The sequence below is a fragment of the Chryseobacterium sp. R2ACT005 genome (assembly GCF_049949215.1).
In the GTDB taxonomy this organism is placed as follows: Bacteria; Bacteroidota; Bacteroidia; order Flavobacteriales; family Weeksellaceae; genus Chryseobacterium.
In genome coordinates, this window is record NZ_CP188192.1 from 3735086 (window position 1) to 3752371 (window position 17286).

Consider the following 17286-nt stretch of genomic DNA (forward strand, 5'->3'; position numbering starts at 1 on the left):
AAGTTTAAAAATAAATTTAGTGGAAATTTTGCAAAGAGCCTATGCTTTTGCTAAAAAATTTTGGTAGGAAGATTGCACTGAAACCGTGCCATCTGACAGGATTTTTTCTAAATTTAGAAATTCGATTTTGTTTACTGAGGCAGGGTCAAAGTCTTTCTGGACTCTGACATAGTTTTCTGTGAAGCCAAACATTTTCCCGTCTTTATTTTCGTGCTCCCAAAGAACAGGAAGCGATTTTCCAAGTTGTGTCTGATAAAATGCCATTTTCTTCTTTTCAGATAAAATTCTAAGCATTTTATTACGTTTTTTTCTTTCAGCTACCGGAACAACACCTTCCATTGCAGCGGCTTCCGTATTTTCTCTTTCAGAATAGGTAAATACGTGAAGGTAAGTGATAGGAAGCTCATTAAGGAAATTATAGGTTTCCATAAATATCTCCTCTGTTTCTCCCGGAAATCCTACAATAACATCTACACCAATAGCCGCATCAGGCATTACCTCGCGGATCTTGTTTACTCTGTCATTATACAGTTTTGTCAGGTAACGGCGTTTCATCTTTTTCAAGAGATCATCGCTTCCGGACTGTAATGGGATATGAAAATGAGGAACAAAGCTTTTACTTTTAGAAACCAGCTCAATACTTTCATCTTTCAGAAGGTTGGGTTCAATAGAAGATATACGGATTCTTTCAATCCCTTCTACCTTATCCAGTTCTGAAATAAGATCAAGGAAAGTATGCTCGTGTCTTTTATTTCCGAATTCACCTTTACCATAATCACCGATATTCACCCCTGTAAGAACAATTTCTTTGATGTCTTTTGCAGCAATTTCTGTGGCATTTCTGAGAACATTTTCGATAGTATCAGAACGTGAAATTCCTCTTGCTAACGGGATCGTACAATAGGTACATTTATAGTCACAGCCATCCTGTACTTTCAGGAAAGCCCTGGTTCTGTCACCAATAGAATAACTTCCGATAAAGAAGTCTGTTTCTTCAATTTCACATGAGTGAACTATTCCTTCACTTTCGGATTTCTCTAAATCATCAAGGTAGCTAAGAATATTGAATTTTTCTTTTGCTCCTAAAACAAGATCAACCCCTTCAATTTGTGAAATTTCTTCAGGTTTCAATTGTGCATAGCATCCAACAATAACTACCAGTCCTTCCGGATTGGCTTTCATTGCTCTTTTTACGTGCATTTTACACTCACGGTCAGCATTTTCTGTCACGGAACATGTATTGATAACATATACATTCGCTTTATCATCAAAACTTACCTTATCATAACCAGCATCTGTTAATTGACGGGCAATAGTAGATGTTTCTGCAAAGTTTAATTTGCAGCCAAGTGTATGAAACGCGGCAGTTCTATGAAAAGTAGACATTTGTTACTCCTGAATTTTATGGGTGCAAAGATAGTAATTTTAATAAGAATCCAAGATTGATTCAATCTATTGTTTATATTCATCCCTTACTTCATGGCTGTTTTGAAAGCAGACGGGTGACGAATTGGCATCCGGTTCATTATTTAAAAACTTGCCTTTCATTTCTGTATTAAATTCCTGAGAACGGTTTCTGGCAATAGTCAGTGTATTCCAATCTTCATTTTTTATCATCTTAGCGATATAAACAATCTGGCCGATATGATAAGGATAGTGAGCCAGCTGGCGGAGAACAGCATCAATAACAGGGTGAGCTTCCCCTCTGATATAAGTTGTTGAATACATATTATCATCATTTATCTTTTCTAGAGCATCAAAAAAACATTCCCAGCCTTTTTCCCAAAAATCCAGTACCTGCTCTTTAGTCGTAAATGTATTGACAAATTCTCCATCACGATTACGCCAGGATTTTTCTCCATCTTCAGTCAGAAAATTAGTCCATCTTGAAAGCATATTTCCTGCAATATGTTTCACAATGACAGCAATAGAATTACTTTCATTATTATACTGCCAGAACATCTGTTCATCAGTAAGCTGACCAAATGTTTTATCTCCCAGGGATTTATAATATTCAAAACGTTTTACAAACAGGTCTTTCATTTTTTTCTATTTTGATAACTAATTTAAATACTTTTAAAAATAAAAACCACTTCGTTTGAAGTGGTTTTATCTATGCTTTATATTTATTGTTATTCCCTGTTTTTCACCAATACCCAACCTGTAAATTTGATTGCTGTATTATTTTTATCATTTTCATTCCATGTAATAGAATACCAGTAAGTTCCGGTAGGCACTCTTCTTCCGCCCTGTGTACCATCCCATTTATAGCCATTTGATTTATCTGCCTGAAAGATTTTGTTTCCATAGCGGTCAAAAATATTCATGATCAGGTTTTGCTTGCTGCCTAATGCTGAATAATCAATCACATCATTCACGCCATCTGCATTCGGGGTTATCACGTTAACCAAATTTGGTACAACCACTCCTATTTCTATGGGATCACAATCGTAAGCGTCTTTTACGTATACTTTATGATCTCCTCTTGAAAGATTATTAAAAACATTGGAATCCTGCCAGATGATATTGTCTATTGAATATTTATATGCCGGATTTCCTCCTGTTACGGACACCGTAATTGTATTATTAGAAATATCAATTCCGGAAACAACCGGCTGCTCGGAAGGAAGTACTTTTACTGTTTGTGTAGCAATACATTCTCCGGTTTTAAGTTTTACCCAATATACTCCAATTCCTGCTTTGATCGTTTGAGTAGTGGCTCCTGTGCTCCATTCGTAGCTTTTGAATCCTGCACCCGCATCCAGCGTGGTCTGATCTTCTGCACAAATAGTTACATCTTTAAGAGTAGCAGAATATACCGGCGCAATAACGACTAAGGTAATTCTGGCTACTGCATAACATCCCTGAGCATTGGAAACTCTTACATATACAAATCCATTTGGAGCAATATAATTATTAGCATTCAAAATCTCATTAGTCTGATTGACAGCATCCGTCATTGAAGGATAGTATTTTTTTGTAGGATTCGTCTGACCCGTTACCGAAGCATTTACAAGATTGAAAGATGCTGTGGAAGGATTGCCTTCGATGAAACATGATCTTAATGTCACTTCATTCACAACAACTACCGGATAAAACTTCAATGTGATCTGCGCAACTGCCGTACAGCCAAATTCAGAGATGACTTTTACATAAACAACCCCTTCTGCAGATACAAATGCCATGGGAGTTGTAATTTCATTGATACCGGCATTGAGATCCGCCATCGTGTGATAATATTTCTTAGTGACATTCGGGTTTCCAATAACATCTGCTGTGGTTAAATCAAATAAAGCTGTACCCGCATTATTATTGTTACATTCGGTTAATGTTACATTCTTAACTGTAATAGAACCGTCTTTGAATTTAAATGTCCCAACCTGTTTACATTTATTAAGCGGATTGGTGGCATTGGTTGGATCGGTATAATTGATACTGTAATAGTAAACAGTAGTTGTATTTACTGTGATTGGAGCTGTGATAGGATTATTCCCTGTTAAAGCATCATTCTGACTCAGATGATAACTTACATTAAAGTTTTGATTTCCATTAAGAATTCCTGCAGACAATGTAGAAAAATCAAACAGAGCTGTACTTGAGCATATTACCACTTCTCTTGGATCGGCAGGATTGGCCGCCGGAATTCCAGGAGGGTTAAACGGCTGCGTCTGGATATTAGGATCTGTAAACGGTGAAGCCAGTGTGGCAGTTCCGCCCCATGTCAAAGAAAACGGAGCAGTTGTAGAACTGGTGCTGCTTACCCAGTTGTCAATAAACAAATAATACGTTTGCCCTGGTAAAACATCCATATATCTGCAATAAGGAGTCAGAGAACCTCCGGCAGCACTTAAAAGAGTACTTGTCATATTTAATCCTGTAGCAGGACCGGGCCCGATAACTGTTGCAGCATTACAACGTATTGGTGAGCCTAAGCTTCCACAGGTTACATTAGGGCCAAAAATTGCCCAGTCATAATCGGCATCCGGATTATTCGGAACAAGATCAAAAGTAAGGGTACCTCCAGTAGCAATCGTAATTTTATACCAAATGGAATTATGCTCTCCGGTAAAGTCTATACAACTTCCCGAGTTGACCAATTCTTTTATATTACCATATCCTGTAGGACTGTAAGTGATATTTGAGTTTCCGCAGACGGACAATGCAGTGGCACAATCTGCCTGAGAATAATAAGTATGAGAGATGCACAGAAGTAAGAAAAGTAAAAGTTTTCTCATAGATTACATGTTTTTATGGTTCATTAGTTATACATCGTATTGATATTCAACGTACACCAAATATACCCATATTTTAATTACAAACAATAAAATCTAAATAATTTTAAACTATTTCAAATTAAAACAGCAAATAATTTAAAATAGTTCATACAATTTCAAATTAAAGCACGAAATAACCAATGTATAAATAAACAAAATTTTATTTTATACTTGTAATATTCCCGCACAGATTTTCGAGATGGAATATCTTATGGAAAGGACTCTTTACTTCCGTCAAATGTTCTTTATCCTGGATAAAGGTATATCTTGAAGCAATTGAATTCATATCTGAAACAATTACCAGCCAGCATTCATCCACTGAGGTATCGTAGTAAGGAAATTTTTCATTTTTCTTTTCAATGAGTTCCAGGATTTTTTCCGAGCAGAGTTCATCAAAAAGGTTCATGTTATATTCATGAGTGATAAAGACATTTCTCCGGTGAAAAGATTTTCTTATGCTTTTCACACAACCCACGGCTTTATTTTTCTTGATGCTTTTATAGATATTAATAATATTTTCCTGCTGTGCTTCAAGATGATCAAATTTAGTTTCCTGGTGGAATTCTAAAAAATAAACACCACGATATTTCGTAGTGTCTTCCTGTTCTAATAATATTTCTGCCTGACGGAACATTTTATTCAAAGTACTTTCCACTTTTTTCATTTCCAGATGATTGATTACTTCAGTCAGTTCTATTCCAATTTTTTTGTCGTTTAACTTTGCGATAAAGTCTGGGCTCTCACAGGTAAGGTTTTCAAATTTCACTTCGGGGAAGTGATGCATAAAAGAATTGAGAAGCAGAATCTCGGATTTCTTTCTGTATTTTTCACGGTCATGAAGCGGAGATTCGTCTATGGTACGGTGATACTTCTCTATGGGCTTTTTTTTCAAATGCCTGTTCAGATAATATAAACTCAGATTCTTTATCAGATCTTCCTCAGAAAACGTCTTTTTCATGTGTGATTTTTTTATTTAATTAAGAACACATGCTGCCATGGGCTTTCATCGTTAAAAGTTTTTGATAATCAAAATTTTACACACTTAAAGGTAAGTAAAAAAACAATTCAACACTTCGTTTTAAAATTAATTTATCTGTTAATTAATGTAAAGTTTATTTTCATAATTAATACCTTTGTCTTTTTCTAACACAAACGCACATTTATGGATTTTAGGAATTTCAGAATACCCTACAATATCAATCCTCAATATTCAAAAAAAACCGCCTATTTTTCGATGGAATTTGCTCTTGAGCAAGTACTTAAAATATATTCGGGAGGACTTGGCTTTCTGGCAGGATCTCATATGAGAAGTGCCTATAACCTTAAGCAGGACCTTATAGGAATCGGTATTCTTTGGAAGTTTGGTTATTATGACCAGGCGAGAAATCATGATCAGACTTTACAGCCTGTATGGACGAGAAAAATGTACAGCTTTCTGGAAGATACCGGAATAAAATTTCAAATCGAAATCCACAGTGCTCCGGTTTGGGTAAAAGTATGGTACCTTGATCCTGAAACGTTCAATACGGCACCTATGTTTTTTCTGTCCACAGATGTTCCGGAAAATGACCACGTTTCCAAAACGATCTGTCACAAATTATATGATGCCAATGAATCTACCAAGCTTGCCCAATATATTTTATTAGGAAAAGGAGGGGCCAAGCTATTGGATAAACTGAATATTGAAAGAGATGTTTACCATCTTAATGAAGCTCACGGACTTCCGGCAGCCTTTTACCTGTTGAAAAAATATAACGGAGACCTCAGTAAAGTTAAGGAAAAACTGGTTTTCACGACCCATACACCTGAAGAGGCAGGAAATGAAAAACATAGTTTCAGATTATGTTATGATATGTCCTATTTCTCCGGTTACAGCATGGAAGAAGTAAAAAAGATTGAAGGCTCCAATGATGACCGTTTCAATCATTCCCTTTGTGCATTGAGGATGGCCAGAATTGCCAACGGAGTTTCCCAGCTTCATGGTGTGGTTTCCAGAGCCATGTGGAATAAATATTCTGACATCTGTGAAATTACGTCTATCACTAACGCACAGGAATTTAAATATTGGTCTGATAAACCTTTATACAACGCCAAAGACGAAAATGATGCAACTGTTTTTGACTACCGTAAAAAGTATTTAAAGAAAAAGCTGTTCAGTATTGTTGCAGATCAAACAGGAAATTTATTCAACCCTAATATCTTTACCATTGTCTGGGCAAGAAGATTTGCAGGCTATAAAAGAGCAGAACTTCTTTTACATGATAAAGAAAGATTCTATAGGCTTCTGAACAACCCGAAATATCCGGTACAAATCATCTGGGCAGGAAAACCTTATCCAATGGACTATTCCGCCATTTCCACATTCAATACTTTGGTGGAGGAAAGTAAAAATCATAAAAGTATAGCTGTTCTTACGGGATATGAACTTTCTTTAAGCAAATCTTTAAAACAAGGTTCGGATCTATGGCTTAATAATCCCAGAGTTCCAAGGGAAGCTTCAGGAACTTCCGGTATGACAGCAGCCATGAACGGCTCAGTGAATTTATCCACTGATGACGGCTGGATCCCGGAATTTGCCAGACACAGAGAAAACTCTTTCGTTGTTCCGAAAGCAGATTATCTGAATATGAGCATCTATGAACAGGACAACTATGATTTAAACAAATTATATGAAATCCTTGAAAATGAAATTCTCCCAACCTATTACGATCGTCCTGATGAATGGAGAAAAATACAGCACAATGCAATGAATGATGTGAAAGATCATTTCAACAGCGACAGGATGGCAGATGAATATTACAGAGTGCTTTATAATGAAACGAAATAGAGAAAATACGAATTCTCAGTTTTACATCTCATAAAATGCCCGGAAAAATTTCCGGGCATTTCTTTATAGGTTTATTTACTATTCTTCTTTGCAGGCACTTTAAGACCCTTTTCTTTCGCTTCAGAAATCCCGATAGCTACGGCTTGCTTTCTGCTTGTCACTTTCTTTCCGGAAGAAGATTTCAGTTTTCCTTCTTTAAATTCGTGCATCACTTTTCCTACTTTGTCCTGAGCTTTTTCTGAATATTTAGTCTTGCTCATGATCAGATTTTTTTAAGATTTTGGCAGGGATACCCCTAATTCATAAACACAGGCATGTTTCAAATACTTTGAACGCTCTCTCGATGTTACCGATTCAAAATGATCATTTTTGATTACAATGATCGGATCTTCCGCATTTTCAATTTCAAAATTGGCAAAATATCTTTCATCGGGTGGTGATTGCTGTTGTCTTGCTTTAATTTTTTGCAATTCATCCGCATATTTTCTGAATCCCGGATCGGAGGAATGAATAAATTTGTATTCATCGCCTGCATACACATGGTAATGCATTTTTTTCTCTATCAACCCTGCTTCATCAGTAATTTCGGGATTATCATTTCCGTCTCTAAACACTACTTCTACCAATTTTCCTCCTTTTTTATGTGCGCATTCTTCGGCGTCATTAAAACTGGAAAAACCTGTATAAACAATCTGGTCGTTTAATACATAACGGTTCAGTTTCTGGTTATATGCATTCGTTTCCATAATTATCATTTGATTTGATTTATAGTTATTATATATTCAATTTTTTTGCCAAATTGCCTTTTTTAAAAATTTCATTTCTGAATATTTATTATTATTTTAAAGCTGAAAACTAAAAATATTTAACCCTGAAAATTTCAAGACTACAATTAAAGGAAGTAAATGGAAGTTCTTTCTGTGCTCCTGAAGGACATTATCCTCCAGAAACAGAATATCCGGGACGATGCATGAAGCTTAATTAAAATATAGAATCAGGACTTGATATCTTGATTTTGTATTTTATATGGTTATATAAGTAAGAATTATTAAATTTGGAATCATTAAAATTAGAAATGAAAAAGCTCCTATTAACTCTTACTGTTGCTGCTGTATTCCAAAATGTGTCAGCACAGGAAATTACTTTAGATAAAATATATTCAGGATATTACCGTGGAAAAGGGATCGCAGGAATCACATCCATGAAAAACGGTGAAAATTATCTTGTGATTGAACCATCAGGAATTGCAAAATATTCTTATAAAACGTCACAGAAAGAAGGAAATCTTGTAGACGGAAAGTTTGAAAGCTATATTTTTTCTGATGATGAGTCTAAAATCCTTTTACAGGTAGGCAGCCAGCCTATTTACAGACATTCTTTCCTTGGAAAATTTGATGTAAAAGATTTAAAATCCGGAAAAGTAACCAGCCTGAATGAGGGAAAAACAGTTCAGGAGCCTACATTTTCACCTGATGCGACAAAAGTGGCCTTTATTTCTGATAATAATTTATTCTATCAGGACCTTGCTTCAGGAAAAATCACACAGATTACTACTGACGGTAAAAAGAATTCCATACTGAATGGTTTGGCAGATTGGGTTTATGAAGAGGAATTCGGACATGCAAGACAGTATGAATGGACCAAGAATTCTGATGCCATTGTATTTGTAAAATCTGACGAAGGGCAAGTACCGGAAATCTATATTCCTATCTACGGAAAAAGCCTGTATCCAGCTGAAATGCGTTATAAATATCCAAAAGCAGGTGAGAAAAACTCTGTAGTTTCCGCACAGCTGTATCGTCTCGACAATGGAAAAACAATGCAGCTGAACTTAGGTTCTTTCAAGAATTATTACATCCCGAATGTATTTCAGACTGCAAAACCGGATGAAATTGTTTTAATTACTTCTGAGAGAATTCAGAATGCTTCAGATATTTTAAAAGTAAATACCAAAACAGGGGCAGTTCAGAAATTATTTACTGAAACTGATGATAAATGGATTGATACAGACAGCCCTACTCTGGAGTTCCTTGAGGATGATTCTTTCCTTTGGGCTTCTGAAAGAGATGGAAACCGCCACCTTTACTGGTATGACAAAGATGGTAAGCTTAAAAAACAAATCACAAAAGGAAACTGGGAGGTAACTGATTATTATGGATTCAATCCAAAATCGAAAGAAATTTACGTTCAGACTACCGAGAAAGGAAGTATCAATAAGATTGTTTCCAAAGTAAATATTGAAAACGGAAAATCTCAGCTGATCTCCAATGCAGAAGGAAACAACTCTGCCAATTTCAGCAAAAACTATAATTACTTCATTGAAACCTCTTCTACAGCAGCAAAACCTTACACTTATGTTTTAAAAGACGGGAACGGAAAAATGGTAAAAGAACTTCAGAACAACAATGATCAATTACAGAAATTAAAAACGGATAATTTTGTTGAAAAAGAGTTCATCACCATTCCAAATGCTGTAGGCGATCAGATGAATGCATGGATCATGAAGCCTAAAAACTTTGATCCTAATAAAAAGTATCCTTTATTTATGTTCCAGTATTCCGGACCGGGATCTCAGCAGGTTGCCAATTCATGGGATAATGGAAATGCAATGTGGTTCAACCACCTTGTACAAAAAGGCTATATTGTAGCTTGTGTAGACGGTCGTGGAACGGGTTACAAGGGAGCGAAATATAAGAAAGTAACCTATATGAATTTAGGGAAATATGAGATTGAAGATCAGATCACGGCGGCAAAGTGGTTTGGAAGCCAATCTTATGTTGATAAAAGCAGAATCGGAATGTTCGGATGGAGCTTCGGTGGTTATATGACCAGCTTAGCAATGACCAAAGGTGCAGATGTTTTCAAAATGGGAATTGCCGTAGCACCGGTAACCAACTGGAGATATTACGACTCTGTATACACGGAAAGATTTATGAGAACTCCTCAGGAAAACCCTGATGGATATGATAAAAATTCTCCTACAGAATATGCAAATCTGTTAAAAGGTAAATTCCTTCTGATTCATGGAACTGCTGATGACAATGTTCACTTCCAGAACTCTATGGAGTTTTCTGAAGCTTTGATTCAAAATAAAAAACAATTTGATTTCATGGCTTATCCTGATAAAAACCACGGAATTTATGGTGGACAGACAAGACCACAGTTGTATCAGAAAATGACGGATTTTATTCTGAATAATTTATAATCAACATGTTACTTATAACAAAAAACCCTTTCAAACTTTTGAAAGGGTTTTTTGTTATGGATATTTTACAGCCTTATCCAACTCTATTGGATTATTAAAAGCCTTTATTTTTTTTCTTTCGTTAGCTTCAGCAGGTTTCAACTGTTCTTTGGTGAGAATGGTGCCGTCTTCAAGTTCTAATTTTTTTCCTTCAGTTAAAGCAAGCCTTCCATTCATTATATATTTAAAAGGGTTGTCATACAGTTCTAATTTCAATTGATCCAGCTTAGCCTGATTAACAGAAATTGCTCTGGAAATAGAATTGTCCAATGAAACCCGTTTATAATCCTCTGTAATTTTTTCACTTTTAATGACTTTGAAGTAATAGTCTTTTTTAACATCATACAACTCCATAATAAGTCCGGGCAGTCCATTAAATTTATAAGGTCCGTAAGGAATGGGGATATCTTTGGAAAACCATGCTATCCAGCTTCTTCCTCCAAATTGAGTAGTTGCTTTTTGAACCTTATAACCTCCAAACGCTTTGGTACTATCTGAAATTTTCCAATTCTGTCCCACCTTTTCATTGATTTTATAAAAATTCACATCTCCAATGTATTCATAGTTCTGATATTCATTGCTATTATTTTTTTTAATCAGAAATGAAGTCAACTTATACCCTTTATATCCGTATTGATTTTTAGTTGCGAACAATGAATCATTGACGTAATATAATCTATTGTAGTAGGCTATATTATCGGACGTAGTGTCAAGATTAAAATTTTCTTTAATTCTATTTTCAGAGGTAGAATCCTTCTTGGAAGTTACTTCATATATAAATCTGTTACTTTGTGAAAAACAAGTAAATGTTCCCAGTAATAAAAATAATAGCTTTTTCATAGTTTAATCCTGTCAATTTAAAAAAATTATTGTTTCAACCAAAATGGTTTTATATTTATTTCATTAATCATTTAGGCAAGTATTATTTATTTTATCAATTAAAATTAAAAACTTATTTTTGGGAAATTTGAAAATTGAATATATGAAGACTAAACATCCTAAAGGCCTGCCCTTCCTCTTTTTTACGGAGATGTGGGAACGTTTCGGGTATTACCTGATTCTTGGAATCTTTGTGCTGTATGTTATTGAGCCTACCGGTATGAAAGGGGGCCTTGGACTGCCTGACAAAACTGCTGATGATATTTTCGGAACTTATATTGCCTTAACTTATCTGACTCCTTTCATTGGTGGATTCCTGGCAGACAGAGTTTTAGGATATATTAAATCTATTTATCTGGGAGGCTTTTTAATGGCTGCCGGATATATAGGAATGGGTGTGTTTAAAGATTTGCCTCTGTTTTATGCTTCACTAGCATTAATTATTATTGGAAATGGTTTCTTTAAACCTACTATCTCAACACTATTAGGAAACCTTTATTCTGAGGAACCTTATAAAGCTAATAAAGACTCCGGATATAATATTTTCTATATGGGAATCAATATTGGAGCATTTATCTGTAACATTATTGCAGCATTTATGCGTAATAAATTTGGCTGGGGTGAGGCTTTCATTACTGCCGGAGTGGGAATGCTTATTGGTATGGTGATTTTTACCATCGGAAGAAAGCATTATATCCATGCTGCACAGATGAAACCCGTACAGGAAGGAGATACCAAGCTTTCGGAAATTATGCTTAAAGTATTTGTTCCTGCTATTATTGCCGGAGCAATAGGTTGGTTTATTCCTAACAATATTTTTGGAAGTGACAGTACAGATGCCTTTATTTTTGCATGTGTACCTGTAATCTATTTCTATGCATCCCTTTATTTTAAAGCTAAACCTGACGAAAAAGCATCTATCGGAGCATTACTTTCTGTATTCCTGATCAGTATGTTCTTCTGGGCTGTTTTCAAACAGAATGGTACAGCTTTAACGAGATGGGCGAATTATTATACAGACAGAAGTGTTCCTGCTTCTCTTGAAAAACCATTGGAGGGAATTTATATGGTGGAAGGTAAGAGCTATGAGAACAAAGAAACTCCGGTATATGACAATCAGTTCAGATCTCAAAAGGATGACAAAGGAGAGACTAGAAAGGAGACGGGTAAAGATGTTTATTTTAAAAACATATCCCCTGAACAGCGTGCTGCCCTCGAGAAAAACCCTGAGAATAAAGTATACCTGTACAATACAGAATTATTCCAGTCTATCAATCCGTTCTGGGTTATTGCATTGACTCCTGTAATTGTTGGATTCTGGGCATTATTGAGAAGAAAAGGAAAAGAACCCCTGACTCCTACCAAGATTGTTTTAGGATTATTTATTTCAGGACTTTCCTGTCTGGTAATGGTTTTAGCAGTAATGGCCGGAGATAACGGAGCTGTAAAAGTATCTCCTCTATGGCTTGTTGCCAGCTATGGAGTAATTACCATCGGGGAATTATGTTTGTCTCCAATGGGACTTTCATTTGTTTCAAAACTTTCCCCTGCAAGGATCACCGCATTGATGATGGGAGGATTCTTCCTTGCCAACTCTGTGGGAAATAAGCTTTCAGGAATCCTGGCAAGTACATGGTATAATTACGAAAACAAGACGAATTACTTCCTTGTCAACTTCGGTTTGTTAATATTTGCTACACTTTTAGGTCTTTCTATGTTAAAAAGACTGAACAAAATTATGAAAGAAAAAGGACATTAATCCTTGATATTATAACGATTAGCAAGCTGCGGAACTATTCCGCAGCTTTTTTATTTAAAAATAAAATTAAAACCTTGCCAAAAACCCAAAATAAACTATATTTGTCAGTCTTAACAAAAATTAACAATAGAAATGGATAATATTGAAGCATTGAGTCCGAAACCGGATGAATTTGTAGAGAATAAGAATTCCAGGCATCCTAAAGGATTATGGGTTCTTTTCGGAACAGAAATGTGGGAGCGTTTCAACTTTTATGGGATGAGAGCACTTTTGACGCTCTTCATGGTAAATTCCTTATTAATAAAAGAAGCTGATGCGGCGATCATCTATGGTGGATTTCTAGCTTTATGTTATTTAACACCTCTTTTAGGAGGGTTTATTGCTGATAAGTATATCGGAAACAGATTTGCAATCATTATTGGTGGATCTTTAATGGCTATTGGCCAGTTTCTATTATTCATCAGTGCCTCTACCTTTTCCGCAGATCTGGGTAGTTCCAAAATGATCATGTGGTTAGCTTTATTCGTTATTATTTTTGGTAACGGATTCTTCAAACCGAACATTTCCTCAATGGTAGGAAGTCTTTATCCAAAACAGGAAAAGTCTAAACTGGATTCAGCTTTCACTATTTTCTATATGGGGATCAACATTGGAGCATTCTTAGGTCAGTTTATCTGTCCATACGTAGGAGACGTAAAAGATGCTGCGACTGGAGTAAGAGATATCTTTGCTTTCAAATGGGGATTCTTAGCTGCTTCTATTGCAATGATAATCGGAACAATAACATTCTTTATCCTTAAAAATAAATATGTAGTAACCCCTGAAGGAAGACCTATCGGAGGATTGCCTAAAAACAATACAAGTGCAGACTTTGAAGAAGGAGAAACGCAGACTGCTAAATTCTCAGGAATGTCTTTAGGTATTACTGGAATTATATTTGTGATTTTATTCTTTGCTTTCCGATATCTTCTTGTAGGAGAATTTGGCTTTAAAGCAGTAGAAATGGGTCAATTGATCAAAGGAATTATTTATCCATTCATCTATGCAGCCGGTATTTCCTTAGCATTCCTGATCATGAGTTCTGCTGAAAACAAAATTGAAAGACAGAGAATCTGGGTAATCTATATCGTATCATTCTTTATTATTTTCTTCTGGGCTGCATTCGAACAGGCAGGTTCTTCTTTAACATTTATCGCAGATAACCAAACAGACAGAAACATTTTCGGTTGGAATATGCCACCTTCAATGGTTCAGATCTTTAACGGAATTTTCGTAGTTCTATTAGCTGTTCCTTTCAGTTTGTGTTGGGATAAGCTAAGAGCAAAAGGAAAAGAACCGGTATCTCCATTCAAACAGGCAATGGGATTGGCATTAATCGCTCTTTCTTATTTTATCATTGCACACAATGTAAAAGATCTTGGAAACTCAGGATTATTAGCAATCAAATGGTTAATGCTACTCTATTTCATCCAGACTTGTGGTGAGCTTTGTCTTTCTCCGATTGGTTTATCATTGGTTGGTAAACTGGCTCCAAAAAGATTTGCCTCATTATTATATGGTGTTTTCTTTATCTCTAATGCTGCAGGATACGCTTTGGCAGGTTCATTAGGAGCTCTTATCCCTGCAACAGGTGATAAGTTTACAAAAGCACAGGAAATAGGAGTTAACCTACAGGATGTCTTAGATAAGAAAGTAACCTTAACTGCAGATCAGGTAGCTGCTTTTGATAAAGCTCAGTTACCATTACACAACCCTACTTTTGTAGGATTTGAGATTCACAACTTATTTGAATTCTTCATGGTATTCGTAGTACTTTGTGGTATTGCTTCTGTAATTCTAGGTTTAATTTCACCTATCTTAAAGAAAATGATGCACGGTGTAAACTAAGTGTATTAACAAAATATGAATAAAACCTCTGCTAAGTCAGAGGTTTTTTTTATTTTCGTACGATGGAAATATGTGACGCAGTGCGTCACGAATTGGGCTGAATCCATGACCTATTTCTTTCACTCAAAATGATAAAAACAATTTATTCGCCAGCAAATACCTGCTGTACCTCCCAAAAGAAGAAGAATTAAAACAAATTATTGACCAGGACAGAATCCGTTTTGAACTGGATCAGAAAGATAAAAACCCTTAATTAGAACTTAATCATATATCATTATGAGCTTAACTTTAGATGAAATACAAGATTTCAAAGGAAAATATCCCAGACAGATCTGGAGCCTTTTTTTCTCTGAAATGTGGGAACGTTTCTGTTTCTACGGAATGCGTGGAATGCTGGTCTTCTTTATGATCTCACAGCTTAATTTCCATGAAAAGGAAGCCAACCTTCAATATGGCGCCACTCAGGCTTTCGTATATGCCTTTACTTTTATAGGAGGTCTTTTTGCCGATAAAATTTTAGGATTCAGAAAATCCCTCTTCTGGGGAGGTCTCCTGATGATTGTAGGAAGTTTAATTCTTGCTACAGATCCTCATAAATTCTTTTTCCTCGGAATAGCATTCACCGTAGTGGGTACAGGTTTCTTTAAACCTAATATTTCATCCATGGTGGGACAACTTTATAAACCTAATGATTCAAGGGCTGATGCAGGCTTTTCGCTTTTCTATGCAGGAATTAATCTTGGGGCATTATTAGGTGGTTATTTGTGTATTGCCATTGGTAAAGGAGAATTCCTAAGTAATATTATTGCAGAAGAAATGAGATGGCATATTGCTTTCGGACTGGCTTCGATCGTAATGGTGATAAGTTTAATTAATTTTGTATTTACACAAAGAACATTAGGCACTATTGGTCTACAGCCGGGACATCCTTTGGCAGAAGAAAAAACAGCTCCTATACCAAAATGGAAAGAATACGGAGTATATGTATTGTCACTGGTTTTTGTACCCATTATTATGATCATGGTTGCTCAGACAGAATATACAGATTATTTCATGTGGACCATTGGGCCATTAACCTTAATTTATCTATTCTATGAAATGTCCAAAGTAACAGCTTCAGAACGTAAAAAGTTATGGGCAGCTCTGGTTTTCATTATTTTCTCCATCATATTCTGGGGAATTTACGAACAAAGTGGAGGCTCTTTAAGTATTTTTGCAGCTAAGAATCTGAACAAGGATCTTTTCGGATTAGACCCTAATGGTGTGAATAACTCTGGAGGAGCTTTCTTTATTATTTTCCTTGCTCCAATTATCGGACTTCTTTGGATCTGGCTGAATAAGAAAAAAATTGAACCTAATACCATTATTAAATTCGGATTAGGATTCATTTTCCTGGGATTAGGATATTATGCCCTATTTGCTACCCGATTGTTCGCAGACCTTCAGGGAATTACTTCATTGAATTTCTTTACCCTGGCATTATTAATCATTACTCTTGGTGAACTATGCCTCTCTCCTATCGGATTATCTATTATGACCAAACTGTCTACCAAGAATCTGCAGGGGATGATGATGGGAATGTGGTTTCTTGCTTCTGCGTATGGACAGTATGTTGCAGGGATTATCGGAGCCAGTCTTGCTACGGCAAAAGAAGGTTCCACCAACTATGATGAATTGATCACTTATACTGATGGATATAAACAATTAGGATTATATGCGATAATTGCCGGAGTGGTATTAATTTTGATATCTCCGTACGTGAAAAAATTAATGCAGGATGTAAAATAAAAAGAATAAGTAATTATGCTTATTTTTACCTAAATATCACAATATGAAGAAATTTTTAAGCATAATTCTCTTACTTTTATTAAATTTCAGTTTTGCCCAGGTAAAGTGGATGACCATTGAGGAAGCTTTAAAAGCCCAAAAGGAAAATCCTAAAAAAATACTGATTGATTTTTATGCAGACTGGTGCGGCCCATGTAAAATCATGGACAAAAAAACTTACGGACATCCTGTGATTGCCCAGAATCTGAACGAGAATTATTATCCTGTAAAGTTTAATGCAGAAGAAAAAAAGAGTATTGATACCTTCGGAAGAACATTTTCAAACCCTAATACCGAGCACAGAAAAGGAAAAAATTCACTGCATGAGTTTACACAGTATATGAATGTAGGTGCTGTTCCAAGCACCGTATTTCTGGATGAGCATGGAGATCCTATCACCATTCTTCAGGGAGAATTATCTGCCAAAGAACTGGAACCCTATCTGGAACTGATCTCAAAAGATTTATTCAAAAAGATTAAAACCAGAGAACAATGGGAAGATTACCAGAAAAAATTTAAATCTAAAATCAAAGATTAATATAGAGATCCGGATTTTCGGATTTAATTTTAAAAATTCACCATACAGACT

At 35.7% G+C, this 17286-nt stretch carries 13 protein-coding genes; 6 read left to right on the plus strand and 7 right to left on the minus strand.

Annotation, left to right across the window (positions count from 1 at the left end):
* Nucleotides 1-39: 39 nt before the first annotated feature.
* The 4 genes from mtaB to ACPF63_RS17075 all read right to left on the minus strand — a co-directional run bounded on the left by mtaB (nucleotide 40) and on the right by ACPF63_RS17075 (nucleotide 5232).
* A complete protein-coding gene (gene mtaB / locus ACPF63_RS17060) occupies nucleotides 40-1386 on the minus strand; it encodes a tRNA (N(6)-L-threonylcarbamoyladenosine(37)-C(2))-methylthiotransferase MtaB (RefSeq protein WP_426480707.1) in 1347 nt (448 codons plus the stop codon).
* A gap of 66 nt (nucleotides 1387-1452) precedes the next feature.
* A complete protein-coding gene (locus ACPF63_RS17065; protein WP_426480708.1) occupies nucleotides 1453-2043 on the minus strand; it encodes a DUF1572 family protein in 591 nt (196 codons plus the stop codon).
* A gap of 89 nt (nucleotides 2044-2132) precedes the next feature.
* Nucleotides 2133-4235 carry a T9SS type B sorting domain-containing protein gene (locus ACPF63_RS17070; RefSeq protein ID WP_426480709.1) on the minus strand — a complete coding sequence of 701 codons (2103 nt, stop codon included), beginning with the start codon at nucleotides 4233-4235 and terminating at the stop codon, nucleotides 2133-2135.
* 199 nt (nucleotides 4236-4434) lie between these two features.
* Nucleotides 4435-5232: a hypothetical protein gene (locus ACPF63_RS17075; protein ID WP_426480710.1), complete on the minus strand. Its 798-nt coding sequence runs from the start codon at nucleotides 5230-5232 to the stop codon at nucleotides 4435-4437.
* Nucleotides 5233-5436: 204 nt separating this feature from the next.
* Here ACPF63_RS17075 and glgP point away from each other — a divergent pair, with 204 nt between their 5' ends.
* On the plus strand, nucleotides 5437-7101 hold the full coding sequence (gene glgP, locus ACPF63_RS17080) for an alpha-glucan family phosphorylase (protein ID WP_426480711.1): 1665 nt from the start codon (nucleotides 5437-5439) through the stop codon (nucleotides 7099-7101).
* A 71-nt stretch (nucleotides 7102-7172) separates the two neighbouring features.
* Here glgP and ACPF63_RS17085 read toward each other — a convergent pair whose 3' ends face one another.
* Nucleotides 7173-7361: a DUF6496 domain-containing protein gene (locus ACPF63_RS17085; protein ID WP_077413974.1), complete on the minus strand. Its 189-nt coding sequence runs from the start codon at nucleotides 7359-7361 to the stop codon at nucleotides 7173-7175.
* 12 nt (nucleotides 7362-7373) lie between these two features.
* Complete coding sequence (locus ACPF63_RS17090) at nucleotides 7374-7847, minus strand: hypothetical protein (protein ID WP_077414246.1); 474 nt, start codon at nucleotides 7845-7847, stop codon at nucleotides 7374-7376.
* 329 nt (nucleotides 7848-8176) lie between these two features.
* On the opposite strand from ACPF63_RS17090, the gene ACPF63_RS17095 reads away from it, so the two are divergent.
* Nucleotides 8177-10306 carry a S9 family peptidase gene (locus tag ACPF63_RS17095; protein WP_426480712.1) on the plus strand — a complete coding sequence of 710 codons (2130 nt, stop codon included), beginning with the start codon at nucleotides 8177-8179 and terminating at the stop codon, nucleotides 10304-10306.
* 54 nt (nucleotides 10307-10360) lie between these two features.
* Here the strand turns inward: ACPF63_RS17095 and ACPF63_RS17100 are convergent, their stop codons facing one another.
* Nucleotides 10361-11185, minus strand: a complete 825-nt coding sequence (locus tag ACPF63_RS17100; RefSeq protein WP_426480713.1) for a GLPGLI family protein — start codon at nucleotides 11183-11185, stop codon at nucleotides 10361-10363.
* A 142-nt stretch (nucleotides 11186-11327) separates the two neighbouring features.
* Between ACPF63_RS17100 and ACPF63_RS17105 the strand changes: the two genes are divergently transcribed.
* The 4 genes from ACPF63_RS17105 (at nucleotide 11328) to ACPF63_RS17120 (ending at nucleotide 17235) form a co-directional block, all read left to right on the plus strand.
* Nucleotides 11328-12983, plus strand: a complete 1656-nt coding sequence (locus ACPF63_RS17105; RefSeq protein WP_426480714.1) for a peptide MFS transporter — start codon at nucleotides 11328-11330, stop codon at nucleotides 12981-12983.
* A 132-nt stretch (nucleotides 12984-13115) separates the two neighbouring features.
* Nucleotides 13116-14870, plus strand: a complete 1755-nt coding sequence (locus ACPF63_RS17110; protein WP_180565202.1) for a peptide MFS transporter — start codon at nucleotides 13116-13118, stop codon at nucleotides 14868-14870.
* A 276-nt stretch (nucleotides 14871-15146) separates the two neighbouring features.
* Nucleotides 15147-16658, plus strand: a complete 1512-nt coding sequence (locus ACPF63_RS17115) for a peptide MFS transporter (RefSeq protein WP_426480715.1) — start codon at nucleotides 15147-15149, stop codon at nucleotides 16656-16658.
* Nucleotides 16659-16701: 43 nt separating this feature from the next.
* On the plus strand, nucleotides 16702-17235 hold the full coding sequence (locus ACPF63_RS17120; protein WP_426480716.1) for a thioredoxin family protein: 534 nt from the start codon (nucleotides 16702-16704) through the stop codon (nucleotides 17233-17235).
* Nucleotides 17236-17286: the final 51 nt, after the last annotated feature.